This is a genomic window from Atribacterota bacterium, from assembly GCA_028703475.1.
Lineage (GTDB): Bacteria > Atribacterota > Phoenicimicrobiia > Phoenicimicrobiales > Stramentimicrobiaceae > JAQVMU01.
The window spans coordinates 1-14,570 of sequence record JAQVMU010000039.1; the positions used below are offsets into that span (position 1 = coordinate 1).

12 protein-coding genes are annotated in these 14,570 nt (G+C 36.4%); 10 read left to right on the forward strand and 2 right to left on the reverse strand.

What is annotated here, in order from left to right; genetic code table 11:
- The 10 genes from PHQ99_05410 to PHQ99_05455 all read left to right on the forward strand — a co-directional run.
- A partial coding sequence (locus tag PHQ99_05410) for a carboxypeptidase regulatory-like domain-containing protein (GenBank protein MDD4289006.1) occupies positions 1–2,492 on the forward strand: 2,492 nt, incomplete at its 5' end.
- Between the two features lie 462 nt (positions 2,493–2,954).
- Positions 2,955–3,437, forward strand: a complete 483-nt coding sequence (locus tag PHQ99_05415; protein ID MDD4289007.1) for a hypothetical protein — start codon at positions 2,955–2,957, stop codon at positions 3,435–3,437.
- 10 nt (positions 3,438–3,447) lie between these two features.
- Positions 3,448–5,724 carry a caspase family protein gene (locus tag PHQ99_05420; protein MDD4289008.1) on the forward strand — a complete coding sequence of 759 codons (2,277 nt, stop codon included), beginning with the start codon at positions 3,448–3,450 and terminating at the stop codon, positions 5,722–5,724.
- 218 nt (positions 5,725–5,942) lie between these two features.
- A complete protein-coding gene (locus tag PHQ99_05425; GenBank protein ID MDD4289009.1) occupies positions 5,943–6,659 on the forward strand; it encodes a hypothetical protein in 717 nt (238 codons plus the stop codon).
- Positions 6,660–6,741: 82 nt separating this feature from the next.
- Positions 6,742–7,494 (forward strand): hypothetical protein, encoded by a 753-nt coding sequence (locus PHQ99_05430; GenBank protein MDD4289010.1) that lies wholly within the window; start codon positions 6,742–6,744, stop codon positions 7,492–7,494.
- 135 nt (positions 7,495–7,629) lie between these two features.
- On the forward strand, positions 7,630–8,424 hold the full coding sequence (locus PHQ99_05435) for a hypothetical protein (GenBank protein MDD4289011.1): 795 nt from the start codon (positions 7,630–7,632) through the stop codon (positions 8,422–8,424).
- A gap of 376 nt (positions 8,425–8,800) precedes the next feature.
- Positions 8,801–9,607, forward strand: a complete 807-nt coding sequence (locus tag PHQ99_05440) for a hypothetical protein (GenBank protein MDD4289012.1) — start codon at positions 8,801–8,803, stop codon at positions 9,605–9,607.
- 33 nt (positions 9,608–9,640) lie between these two features.
- Positions 9,641–10,273, forward strand: coding sequence for a redoxin domain-containing protein (locus PHQ99_05445; GenBank protein MDD4289013.1), 633 nt, complete (start codon positions 9,641–9,643; stop codon positions 10,271–10,273).
- 37 nt (positions 10,274–10,310) lie between these two features.
- Positions 10,311–11,048 carry a DUF1573 domain-containing protein gene (locus tag PHQ99_05450; protein ID MDD4289014.1) on the forward strand — a complete coding sequence of 246 codons (738 nt, stop codon included), beginning with the start codon at positions 10,311–10,313 and terminating at the stop codon, positions 11,046–11,048.
- A 159-nt stretch (positions 11,049–11,207) separates the two neighbouring features.
- Positions 11,208–13,055, forward strand: a complete 1,848-nt coding sequence (locus PHQ99_05455) for a phospho-sugar mutase (GenBank protein MDD4289015.1) — start codon at positions 11,208–11,210, stop codon at positions 13,053–13,055.
- Positions 13,056–13,274: 219 nt separating this feature from the next.
- On the opposite strand, the gene PHQ99_05460 is transcribed toward PHQ99_05455, so the two are convergent.
- A complete protein-coding gene (locus PHQ99_05460) occupies positions 13,275–14,144 on the reverse strand; it encodes a HesA/MoeB/ThiF family protein (protein ID MDD4289016.1) in 870 nt (289 codons plus the stop codon).
- The gene (locus PHQ99_05465; GenBank protein MDD4289017.1) at positions 14,144–14,392 is read right to left on the reverse strand and encodes a hypothetical protein; all 249 of its coding nucleotides are present in this window, start codon (positions 14,390–14,392) and stop codon (positions 14,144–14,146) included. Before PHQ99_05465 ends, PHQ99_05460 begins: the two co-directional genes overlap by 1 nt.
- Positions 14,393–14,570 lie beyond the last annotated feature (178 nt).

Genomic DNA, 14,570 nt, shown 5'->3' on the forward strand with positions numbered 1-14,570 from the left:
CCACTCCACCCTCAGAAGGGGAAGAAGAGGAATCTTCCGGAGAATCTACCGGTCGAGTAGTGCTGATGGAGCTCTTCAATGTAGAGGGATGTGCTGCCAGCAAGGCATTAAACCCCCTTGTAGAAGAGGTGGCAGAAGAATATTCAACTGATGAGGTTATATTAGTAGAATTAAAAGGCTGGCTAAAGGGGTCTACCCCTGAGACTGAAGAACGTTTTGACTGGTATATCCCTGAAGACAAACATACTCCCTTTATCGCCTTTAACGGCCTGTCTGATACCTTCAGTGAGGGAATCTCCGGCGGTGGCGGCGGAGGTGGAGGAGGATCTCCAGGAACAACGGTAAAAATACCAGAAACCACTAAAGTTGCTAATGAAGAAACAGAGGATCAACTAATTGATGTTTCCCCTGACCATTCCTCGGTGACCTTTGCTCAGACAACTACTCAACTGGAGGAACTTCAGCCGGGGGATGTTTTGGTAATGGGAATTACACCGCAAACTCCCTATGGATTACTGAGAAAGGTTGTCTCGGTGTCGAGAAGCAGGCAATCCAGCGAAGTTAGTGTTCAGACTGAGCCGGCAAAATTAGAGGATGCGGTAGAACAAGGTGACTTTGAAATGACAAAATCTCTCTCACCCGATGAGGTTTCCAGAAGTGTTTCTCATGTCCAAGGAGTTCGTTCACTTGCTGGAACCAGCCGCTCACCGGGTATCTATGATTTTGAATATTCACTGGATGCGTTGCTCTATGATGGAGATGATGACCCTGATACCAAATACGATAATATCGAAGCTACTGGTTTACTTAGTTTTGATTATGATATTATCTTTGATGGAGAGATAAGGTGGTTCAAACTACAAAGCCTGGTATTTAAGAATGTTGTCAACATAGAGGAGAATATCGAAGTCACTGTAGGTGGAAATTTAGCCAGTTTTGATGAATCCTATGAATTATTTACCCTTTATTTTGCTCCCATACCTGTGCCGTTAGGCCCGGTGGTTATTTACCTCACCCCGCAAATCGATCTCATAATAGGGATAGAGGGTAATATCTATGCCCAGGTTACCACAGATGTAACCCAGACCAATACCTTCACTGCAGGGATTGAACTGGCCAATGGACAATGGCAACCCATTGCCAGCTATGACCCTGCTTTTGATTATAATGAACCGACTCTATCTGCCGGGGCTGATGTCAAAGCTTATGCCGGACCACAATTGGAATGTATGATCATCAATTTAGCCGGTCCCCATTGTAACATCTTTGGTTATTTGGATTTACATGCCAATACTTCAGAGATACCCTGGTGGATTCTCAATGCTGGTTTGGAAGTAAGCGCTGGAATCGAAGTGGAAGCCCTGACCTATCATTGGACCAGTCCGGAATATACGCTGATTGATCTATGTACGGACCCGCCCTTAGCCCAGGCTGGTGGTGGTTCATCAAATGGATATATTTCGGGTAAAGTAATTGATGCTGTTGTTGATGATGCAATACAAGGTGTTTCAGTAGAAGCTTATAATGGAGATGAATTAATATATTCAGATTTAACTGATTCTTCAGGAGATTATTACTTAACAGTTCCTCCTGGTCTTTATAAAGTTAAATTTATTAAGACTGGCTATATTACAGCAATACATGAAAACGTGTTAGTTGAGGAAGGAATCACTAACTATCTTCAAACTATACTTCAAATTGATGAAAATTATTCTGGAGAAGGTAATATTAATGGGACAATATCAAACGCGCTAAACGGTAATGGGGTTAGTGGTATATCAATAGGGCTAAGGGAAGGACTAAATGTTACGACTGGCACAGTTATTACGTCAACCCTGACAGGTAATGAAGGATATTATGAATTTTCAAATTTAAATGCTGGTTATTATACTGCAGAGGCAAGTGGGACAGGTTACAATACAACTTATTTTACAGTTATATGTATTGGAGGAACTACAACTGAAAATCAGGATGCTACAATAACACCTAATGTTTCTGAAGAGCAAACAAGATTTGTACTGAGATGGGGAGAGAGCCCTTATGATTTAGATTCCCATTTGACTGGTCCCACATCTGAGGATAGCAGATTTCATGTCTACTGGGCTAATAAAACATATACCTACTCTGGAATAACATACGCTGATTTGGATAGGGACGATACAAATAGTTTTGGACCTGAAACAACAACTATTTATCAACAAATACCTGGAGTCTATAGGTTTTCTGTTCATGATTATAGTAATAGGAATAGTGATAATAGTTTTGCTCTTGCTAATTCAGGTGCTTATGTTCAAGTGTATAGTGGTTCAGAACTTATTGCAACTTATAATGTACCATCTAATCAAGATGGGACTTTATGGACAGTATGTGAGATAGATGGAAACACAATGACTCCAATTAACGAAATGTCTTATGAGTCTAGTTATTCGGATATTAGACAAATAAGCAGTTCAGATGCAGAATTAATGATAGACCTTCCAACAAAGAAATAGTGTAAAAACAACAAAAGTGGGGCTAAATTTTATAGAAATTGGCCCCACTTTAAAATTATTTGACTTTCCCCCTCTACTTCGATATATTAAAAATAATATTATAGGCCAAACAACACAACATGAAATGTAGTTTATTGATACTAAAAAATATCAGATGCTTTGGTATGCTAAATATTTAAAGCTGCAAGTGAGGCAGGTAAATATATAAGTTGAAAATTACCTTAAAATCTGAATAGTTAAATATTGGGTCCTTAAATAAAATACTCAGATTACGGGTACTGCTTTTAATCTCTTAGGGTCTAATTCCTCGCAGCTCTGCTGCGACTAATAAATATGATTTGTATTAGAATTAGATTTCAGATACCCCGTAGCTCTGCTACGGGGAGGTTCATTTTCGATTCCGAATTAAGAAATATATATCCTAATTTCTATTATTATTAATTATTAATAAGGAGGAACCTTATGTTTAAAAAACACTACCCCATCTTTCTCATCTTTTCTCTTTTGCTTCTCTTAGTTTTTTACTCCCTGGCTTTTTCTTCAACCGACAAGGATGACTACTACCGGGACCTGGTCAGAGAAAAGATCGAAACCCAGCTAGCCCGTGCCCCCAAAATCTCCCTCACCGTCAACCGGCAGAGCACCTCACAGGAGACCACCCTTACCGGTACGGCCACCAACACCTCGGATGAGACCCTTACCGATCTAGTGATAAACGGTATGCTCATTACCGATGAAGGTGAAACCGGCTCCCACTACCAGGTCATCGACGTCTTCGAGGAACAGAAAGTCTCCATCGCCTCTCTCTCCCCTGAGGAGACCCAGGAATTTAGCTTCCAGCTAACCGGTATCTCCTGGAATTCCGGCAAACTCAACGGCATTATCTTTGTTCAGGAAACCCAGTCCGAGAACAAGGAAATCTACCAAGCCATCTTCATCCAGTAGGAGGTTATAGATGAAAAGATATTCATTTTTGCTTATTCCTTTATTTATCCTGTCTTTATTGTTTCTCAGCTGTCAGGGCATTGCCCCTCCCACTCCACCCTCAGAAGGGGAAGAAGAGGAATCTTCCGGAGAATCTACCGGTCGAGTAGTGCTGGTGGAGCTCTTTAACGTAGAGGGCTGTCCTGCCTGTAAGGCCATCAACCCCATTGTCGAAGATCTGATTGATGAATATTCCACCGATGAGGTCATCTTAGTCCAGTTAAAAGGCTGGCTGGCCGGAGCCACCCCTGAGACCGAAGAGCGTTTCAGCTGGTATGTCTCAGGAACCAAACATACTCCCTTTATCGCTTTTAACGGCCTGTCTGATACCTTCAGTGAGGGAATCTCCGGCGGTGGCGGCGGAGGTGGAGGAGGAGGGCCTGTAAATCATGCCCCCATTGTAACATCAGAGCCAGTTACAACTGCTACTGTTGATGAAGAATACGTCTATGATGTAGAAGCTACTGACGCTGATGATGATACTTTGACTTATTCATTGGCTACAGGTCCTGTAGCTATGTTCATTGAACCTGCAACAGGTTTAATTACCTGGACACCTACTTGGTATCAAACTGGAGAATACGATATTTCAGTAGAAGTAAGTGATGGAAGAAAAAAGTCGACTCAAAATTTTATTATAACAGTTTCTGACCGTCTTTACGCTATAGCTATAACCAATCAGATTACCGAACCTCTTATCCTTGAGAAAAAGATTGAATATTTAAAATCAGAAGGAATAATTAAGGATAGCTATTCCATTAACAAACCACTATCAGTTAAAAGAGGCAGTACAGAGCATTATATTGAAATAGGATGGCCAAACAGTTTTCCTGATGCAAGTGGTTATAAAATATATAGAAAAGAAAATTCATCGGAATCGGAATATGAATTATATTATACTTTGGAAAATCCATCTTCTGATGATTGGCTTTACTTTGATGATGATTCTATTGAAACTGAAGGTAAATCTTACACCTATTATATTACTGCTTATAATAGCAATAATGGTGAACCGGAAGAAGAGATATATCGCAGTAATGAAATGACTATTAATACCTGGTTGCCTCCCTGCTCATTAGATAGTCCGGTAGATGAATTTCCTATTACTGAACCAATCCCAAGCTTTGCATGGAATCCTGTAGGGTTAAGTGATTTTCCATCTGGTTCCATTGTAAGCGGAGACAGTGATTTATGGATATATGATTATACTTCTGTAAGCGGAGCCTGGTGGCGTTACTTTGATGATATGACTACTTCAAATGTTACCTATAATGATGACGGAAGTGCTGCATCTCTGGTTTCCGGTCACGAATATTATTGGAACTCTTGGGGCTATGGGTATGATGGAAATGGAGACTTGATAGCCATGTCCTGGAGTGAAGATTGGGATTTTACTGTAGACATTGAGGGTTCCACAGTCCGCCGTGCATTATTGGTGGGAGTAGGAGATTACATAAGTGAAGATATTCCAGATTTGCCTGCACCTCCGTATGATGTTGATATGATGCGTGATACACTTGAACATTCCGGAATTGAACCAAACTTAATTGGTGAGTTAAAAGACCAGCAAGCTACCAAAAGTGATATATTAACTGGAATAGCAAATGCTTTTGATGGAGCAGATTCAGATGATATTTCCTATTTCTATTTTACTGGGCATGGTACTTTAGATAATGATGATGTATCATATTTATGTCCTACAGATTATAATTTAAATACCAGCACTGCAATTAGTGTAAATGATTTGGAAACTGCCTTGAGTGCCATCCAAGGTACAAAAGTGATTTTTATCGATTCCTGTCATTCAGGGGGCTTTATTGGCAGGGAAATAAACCAAGAGAGCATGTCAGACTATTTACAAGATTATAATAGTAATATTATCAATACCTTTATGGCAAAATCATTTACTGAAAGAGATTTGGCTACATCCCAATATCAAGTCTTAACTGCATGTCTTTCAATACAAACAAGCGTAGAATTAATCCCATCAGAGGGTAATCCTTTTGGTTTGTTTAGCCGGGTATTATGTGATGGTTGCGGTTATGATTATTATAGTCATCCCTACCATGCAGATTCAAATGCAAATGGTGAAGTAACTTTAGATGAAGCTTATTTTTATACTGCTTACTGGGTAAATGAGATCAGTGATGATCTTAATGAATTGCCTGGTTGGGAAATTGATCAGGATACTCAGGTATATCCGGTTGGTTCAAATTTCGTTATTATCAAAGAATCTGCTGGTTTATAAAAGGAATAAATATCAGGTTTAGACTAAATTTAATGAAGAAGTAGTAACAAGAGAAGGATAAAGTGTATCCATCCTTCTCTTGTTACTTTATAGAACTATCATGTTATGGAAATGCAATTGAAAATAGTATTTTTTTATTTTTAAATTCAGTCATTATATTTTCATAGTTCTTTCAAAACTCCTTGTCAAGATAGCTTTTGTTATATATAATATTTTTTATGATGAATACAGAAAAAAGTGGGAAATTATTTTTTGTTTTTTTATTTGTTATCATTTTGTTATTTTTTAATGCCTGTCATGGTGATTTTGTCATCCCCGGTCTTGAAGATGATAATGAAAATAGTATTACCACTAATGCTTATATAATTATTAAAGGCAATACCGATATTATCAAAGATTGTACGCCAGAATTCAGTATTTTCACAGAAAAAACAAACATTGCCTCAATGTCATTTAGTGGTAATGGTAAAGATTGGTCAGAATGGGTAGCTTATAGTGAAAATTATGACCAGTTTAATATTGCTAATGGTTTGTATGGAACGGATATGGAATCAGGCGTCAAAACTATTTACGTTCGATTTAAGGATATTAATGATGTTATTTACCCGCAAGATTTCCAGGAACCTGTTTGTTGTAAATTTGAGTATGAAATTCAGCAACTTTTTTCAATTGAAATTGAACCTAATGAGATAGAAATAAAAACAGGAGAAAGTCAAAAATTTATTGTAAAAGGTTATGACCTTTTTTCTAAAAATGAAATTCCTCTAGATGGTAAAAAAATTGAATGGAGCAAATCATGTGGGGTAGGTAAGTTAAATCCTATTATTAGTTTGCAGACAACTTATACCGCACCAGATATCCCGGGTCCCAGAAATATATCTGCCCATTATGGTTCTTTGGGAACCGGGGCAAAAATTTATATAATTCAGGAATGATTAGAGAAACAATATAGAGGTAGTGAAAAATATATTTTTAAATCTATTTTAATTTAATGAATAAGAAAAAGGAGAAAAGGAAATGAAAAAAATTATTGTATTATTGCTTGTAATGTCTCTAGCATTTTTTGCAATTACCGGATGTGATGGCATAGGTACTCCCAACGGAGCTGAAGGAGAAGGAGAAGGTGAAGGTGAAGGAGAAGAGGAAGTTAAACAGGTAGTATTGGTAGAAGCCTATGTTGCTGAAGGTTGTAGTTATTGTAAACTTGTTGAACCACATCTAGAAAAGTTAGCTAATGAATATGGTAGAGATGAAATGATTTTAGTAGAAATAATTCCCTGGCTTAGTTACGAAACTCAAAATGGTAAAGATAGATATGATTGGTATTCTCTATCAGGTGGTACTCCTCAAATATTGTTTAATGGTTTGATTTATAGCCCACTTACTGGGAATGCGAGTTATTCAGCCATTAAAAGTAGAATTGCAGCCCAATTGAGTGCTACTCCAAAAATAACAATTCAGGCAGCTAGAACAGAAACCAATGGTACTTCAACCATTAGCGGCTCAATCAAAAATATCAGTGATAATGATTTATCGAATTTAGTTATTAATGGAATGATTTTTAGAAGCCGGGGTGATTTCCCTTATGCGGTAACAGATATTTTTGATGATAAAAAAATCACTGTTACCTCTTTAGCTGCAGGAGAAACAAGAAGTTTTGAAATAATTTTAGAAGATATAAACTGGACTGTTCAAAAATTAAATGGAGTTATTTTTGTACAGGAAACAACTGGCAAAAAAATTATCCGTCAATCATTATTTATAAATTAAGAGTAATATTCGGGGTCAGGCTTCACAAGTTCACAAAAATCATCAGTTTAGTCAAAATCTATTATTTTGTGAACTTGTGAAGCCTGACCCCGAAAGAATTTTGCAGTATTATTTGTGATTGGGTATAATATTTTTATGAAACAAAAGGTTTTATTTATTAGAGTAATTTTAATTTTTTTCTTATTTATTATTTTGATTACTATTCCCCTTATGGCTTATTCTCAGGAAAGCCAAGGAAGGGAAACCAGTTCCAGCTCATCTGGAGTTCCAAAAAATGTATTAATTGAGCTTTTTATTAATGCAGAGTGTACTAGCTGTCCGAAAGCAGCTTTTTGCCTGGAAGAACTTGCCTGGAATTATGAACCGGGAAAGGTAATACTAGTCGAAGAGCACATCTGGGGTGACGGTTATGATATACCAGAGACTAATTCCCGCTATAACTGGTATATAGGGGATGGTGTCAAGGGGACTCCCGATGCCTTTTTCAATGGACTTTCTGAGAGAATACAAGGACTGTGCTGTGATTGTGGAGACATTGATGAAAATGTTTCTGCCTATCAGGAAATTATTGATGAACAATTGGAGAAGAACTCACCTGTTCAAATAGATGCTGGCTATAGTATCTGTGGAGGAAAGATTATTGTCCAGGGAGATATTACTAATGCAAGCCATTCTATGCTGCATAATCAGATTCTCAGCGGGATGGTATATTATGAAGGCGATGAAAGTGAATTATTTTACCTGGTGAAGGATATTTTTGAAAACCAGGATGTTTGTCAACTTGCCCCGATGGAAGAAAAAAAATTCAGCTTTGTATCCGAGCTAAATTTAAGCAACCTGGATGAGGGTGAGTTGGATAAGTACTATTGTGTAGTATTTGTCCAGGACAGACTAACTAAGGAAGTATTACAATCCTACCTAATCCAATAAAAATAATCAAATATTCGGGGTCAGGCTTCACATATTCACAAAATATGGTATTACTACTATAATTATGCTAAACTATATGATAAGGCAAATTTTAGTTGTATGAGCAACAGTTTAACAAATAAAGAAGGAAATAGTTTGTCAAGAAAAACAAGGATACATTACGAAGGTGCCCTATATCATATAATTGTTAGAGGTAATAATCGGACTAACATCTTTAAAAACAGTGAAAATAAGCAGGAATATTTAAATATAGTAAAAAGATATAAAAGAAAATATAATTTTAAAATATATGCTTACTAGTGTCATGGGGACGGTTCTTCTGACAATAAAACAATATCTTTTTGCAGGTGAAAATAAAATTAGGTATAATAATATTATGAATAAATATAAAAATATAATAAAAATTAATAGATTGTTTCTATTTTTAATATCATTGTTGTTAGTTGTGTTTTCCTGTTCCGTAGCTGTTTCTTCCCAGGATGAACCGGAAAGCAATACAGATGTCCGGGTGACATCTGTGCCGAAAAATTTGCTTGTTGAGCTTTTTATAAATGCTGACTGTGCCACTTGTCCGAAGGCTGCCTTTTGCCTGGAGGATCTTACCTGGGGTTATGAGCCTGGAAGAGTTGTCCTGGCAGAGCTTCATATCTGGGGTGACGGACATGATACTCCCGAAACTAATGCACGGTATGACTGGTATGTGGGTGATGGGATAAAGGGAACACCTGATACTTTTTTTAATGGAATGTCTGAAAGAATACAGGGATTGTGCTGTGATTGTGGCGATATAAATGAGAATTATGACGGATACCAGCAGATAATTGAAAAGCATCTTACTGAATTCTCACCCATCAGCATTACTGCCAACCAAAGTATTTATGGCGGAAAAATGGTAATTGAGGGAGAGATATCAAATGTAAGTCATTCATTGTTGCAGAATTTGTTTATCAGTGGGATAGTGTATTTTGAAGGTGATGATACCGAGTTTTATTATTTAGTAAGAGATATTTTTGAAAATCAGGATATCTGCCAGCTAACTCCTATGGAAAAACGAAAATTCAGTTTTGTTTCAGATTTAGATCTAAGTGAATTAACAGATGATGAGCTGGACAGGTATTATGCGGTAATATTTATTCAGGATAAATTAAGTAAGGAAATTATACAATCATTCCTGGTTCAATAAAAGAAATAAAAGGGATCAGGAAGGAGGATGAATATGAAAAATTTAAGATTAAAAAATAAGCCGGATATCAAAAAAGGATTATTATTACTGTTAACGGTAATATCTTTATCCCTTTGCTTTACTATGCAATCTTTTGCTCAAATCAAGACCGGTGAAACAGCACCTGATTTTGTGCTTAATGATTTAAATGGTAAGGAATACAAGTTGAGTCAGTTTCGGAATCAGCAGGATTATGTTGTTTTATGCTTTCTAAAAGGTGATGACTCCAATTCTATAGGAAAAATGGATGATATTATTTCCTTTTTCAGGGAATGCAATCCGGGAAGTTCTTATCAGATAATAGGAGTAATAGCACCACCGGAAGATGGAAATGAAGAATTTCTGGATAGCTTTAACAAATATCAGGATATTGAAGGATTTCCTCTTGCTATATTAGTGGAAGAGGGTACAGAGGTATTGGAAAGTTATGATGTGGAGGGATTTCCAAATGTTATTTTGCTAAGATATGATCTAAGTATTGCTAAAATATACTCCAGGTTTAATACAAGAGAGGAAAGGTCATTTTATCAGTACTTAAACTTCATAATGCATTGCAGCACTAATAGCAGTAAGAACGGTTCCGGGTGTAATGGCGGTGTATGTCCCCCACCCCCTGGTTTTGAATAAGGTATATTTTTAAAAGTAACAACATAAAGGGTATTAAATGATTAAATTACAGCAAAGAAATAGAATAAAAAGTGTATTGATACTGATTATTATGGGTTTACTTCTAACTTCTTTCTTTGGATGCAATAACCCTGACCCGCCAAAGCTGGTTCTTTCAGAAGCAAGCTGGTATTTTGGTGAAGTACCCCCTGACGAACAGCCTTCTCATGCTTTCAGGATAAAAAACGAAGGTGACCAAAAATTGATAATAGAATCGGCTTATTCTTCCTGTGCCTGTGTGATACTTGAATTACCAGAAAAAGAGATTGAGCCGGGAGAGGAAGCAGAATTAATTGCTACATTTGACCCCTATGGTTATGAGGGAGATGTAACCAAAAATATTACATTGAAGACAAATGACCCGGAGAATCCGGAAAAAATAATCGAGACAAGCATTACTGTTTTACGGGTTCCAAACCCTGATATTGAATTATCTCAACAGACATTTAATCTCGGAGACCTCTCCTCAAGTGATAAACAGGAAATTGTATTTACCATAACAAACAGCGGAGATGCTGACCTTATAATTCAAGAGGTCATTACGGAAGATATTTTTGGTCATAATATAAACACTCCTCTTATAATTTTACCTGAAGAAGAATACGCTGCGGAATTTTCAATTGATATAAGTCAGCTTAAAGAAGGAGAATTTCGTAAAGCGGTACGCATAATGACAAATGACCCACAGAACGCAGCAGTCTTTCTAAGAATAACCGGGAATATAAAAGACTCATAAATAATTTTTCATCAGAAAAAACATCAGAATATAGCTATCAAATATATTTTTTATACTGAAAGAAATAATTTAAATAGTATTTTTAAAAGAATATTATAATTGTGACGATTTTTTCTAATAAAAAAACTATTATTTTTACATAAGCACTGGAGGAATAGCTTGGATTTTCAAAGGGACTATAAAGAAAAGTATAAGCAATGGCTAAACAGCCCTACACTCAGTAATGAGGCAAAAAATGAACTTCAGGAGATATCTGATAAAGAAGATGAGATTCAGGACCGTTTTTACAAGGATTTAGAGTTTGGCACTGGTGGAATGCGTGGTAAGATTGGCATGGGTACCAACAGAATGAATATTTATACTGTTGGAAAATCAACCCAGGGACTGGCTGATTATCTTTTGGAAAATATAGATAATGCTTCATCCAAAGGTGTAGTGATAGCATATGATCCACGATATAAATCCAGGGAATTTTCTGAAAGGGCCGCCGGAGTATTAACCGCCAATGGAATTAAGGTTTATCTGTTTACAGACATCAGGCCGACACCGGAACTATCTTTTGCAGTAAGAGAACTTGATGCAGCAGCAGGTATTGTGATTACAGCCAGCCATAATCCTCCCGAATACAATGGTTATAAAGTTTATGGTGATAATGCTGCCCAGGTGTTGCCTGAGGTCGCTGACCGGATAATCGAGAAGATAAATCAAATAATAGATTATTCTGAAATCAGGTTTATATCTCCGGAAGAAGCTGAAAAAAGTAATTTGCTGATTAATATCGGTGAAGATATTGACCGACTTTATTACAAGAGGGTGATGGAATTAACATTAAGTCATGATGTGGATAAAAATATCAATATTGTCTACACCCCATTGCACGGTACAGGAAATATACCGGTGCGTACAATATTAAAAGAAATTGGCTATAATAATGTATTTGTTGACGAGGAACAAGCTAAACCTGACCCTGAATTTCCCACTGTCGATTCTCCTAATCCGGAAAATCCGGATGCTTTTCGAAAAGCTGTGGAGTTGGGGAAAGAAATGAATGCCGATATCCTTATCGCTACAGACCCGGATTGTGACAGGATTGCACTTGCAGTTTCTACCACTCAATATGATAAACAAAGAGATACAATCTCACCACATAGTCATTGTGAGGAGAGTTTTTTATTTTCTCGTCCTAGCAAAGAGCACAGCGATGAAGCAATCCAATCCCCTGATGCTAAAAGCAACTATCTATTTTTAAACGGCAACCAAACCGGTGCATTATTGATTGATTATATATTAAAGAGAAAGTCAGAAGACGGACATCTGCCTGAAAATGGATTTATTATGAAAACCATTGTGACTTCTGAAATGGGCAGGGTTGTTGCCGATTCTTACGGTATTCCTACTTATGATACCCTTACCGGTTTTAAATTTATCTGTAATAAAGCAATGGAGTTAGAGAAGCAGGGAAAAACCTTTTTGTTTGGTTACGAAGAGAGTATCGGATATCTGACCGGTAACTTTGTCCAGGATAAAGATGCTGTTATCTGTGCCATGCTGATTGTCGAAATGGCTGCATATTACAAAAAGAAAGGATTGTCTTTACTGGATATACTAAACAGACTCTATGAAAGACATGGATATTTCTTAGAGCATCTGGATTCTATTATTTTGGAAGGATTAGAAGGGGAACAGCAGATGGCAGAGATTATGGCTTCCTTCCGGGAAGAGTTTCCTGATATTCCGGAAATGAAAGTATCCCGTAAGATAGACTATAAAACTCCATTCCAATATGACTATGAGACAAATGAGAAAGAGATTATTGATATTCCCCAATCAGATGTCTTAAAATGTGTTTTTTCCGATGACTCCTGGTATGCTATTCGTCCATCCGGTACTGAACCAAAGATTAAGATTTATATGTCTATGACAGGAAAGACCAAAAAAGAGGCACAGGGTAAGCTGAAAATATTAAAGTCAGCGATTTTCGGAAAGATAGAAAGTATAATAAAATAAAGTTGCAAGGAAGAAGACCAGTTAACTATGCGTTGGTTTAATCTTCTTCATGGAATACGCTTTATACTTGATATGTGATACTGAATGCTCGATAATCTTTCGATTGCTACAATGATCAAAGTAACAAAGAAATTTCATCCATTTTTACTGATTGTATTTCTTACTATCAAACTGTAAACTAAAAACAAAAAACCTGCTCCTGCAATACATTTTCTAACATTATTCCATTTCCAAAATATTTATATCCATTGTTTCCAGGTTAGCCAAAAGCAATTTGTTTCTTAGCAGACTACCTTTGTTCAAAATAATTTTTAGTGTTTCTGCTACCTGCAAAGAAGCCACAAAGGCAGGGGTAAATGATGGGACGCTAGGGCAGTCTTCTATGTTTCTTTTGTTATATTTTTCCGGGGAACCATAAATAGACTTTAATCCTTTGTCTTCCGGGAAGATAGTGCTAACCTGTCCGAACATATTATTGATTGCACCATGGATAAAGGGAATTTTTAAATCCTTACTGGCTGCCTCTACTATAAATCTTGCCGGTATATTATCCAGGGCATCAATTACTATATTTGCACCAGTAATTACTTTTTGAGAATTGGTTGAATCAATAAAAAGGGAATAGGTACTGGTGTTGATACTGGAATTGATTTGCTTTATTCTTGCTGCAGCAGCTTCTGCTTTACCTTTTCCGATATAATTCTCTGTACTTAACAACTGACGATTCAGATTACTTTCATTAAATATATCCCCATCAACGAGTATTAAATTACCTATTCCCAGCCTGGCTAACATTTCAAGGATATTCCCACCTAACCCGCCACAACCAATAACGGCAACAGTTGAGAGGAGCAGTTGAATTTGTTCAGAAAAATTTATAGTATTGTAATTACGCTCATAACGGGTTGGCATAATATCAAGCTGTAAAGATGCTATTTCAATATTAACTGGTGCTATTGAGTATTTTTCTGCATATTTATTTATTTCATCTATAGATATAGTAATAATTTTATTTATATTATTTTTTGCAGCAAAAATATCCTTTTTTTTATTTAAATCATCAATCAAACTGTCAGGAATCTTTTCCATTATCCTCCACCCATCAGCAAAAAAAGTTTTATTTTACAGGATTCTTTAATCAGGTATTTTTTGTCCACATTCTTTGTGCCATTTAATATAATTAAGCCCAAAAATCTGGTATCTATTCTATTGTCAGTTAACAGTCTTTCAACAGTAACCGGTTCAGGGTATTCTAAATCCAGAACCTGGTTATTATCTTTCATCTTGCTGTTATTGGGTAATAATAATTTTGGAACCGTTAATTTTATTTTAATCATTGTCACATTTTTTGTATTATCAGTTTTAAATATCATCAAAGCAAATTATAATCGACTTATTTCTTTATTTGTTTCTTATTATAACAGTTAGGTCAAATATAAAAAATCATTGCTTAAAACCCAGGTATATGCTATTCTTAAAATAACATATAAAGTTTTTTCTTACCAATTAACACCA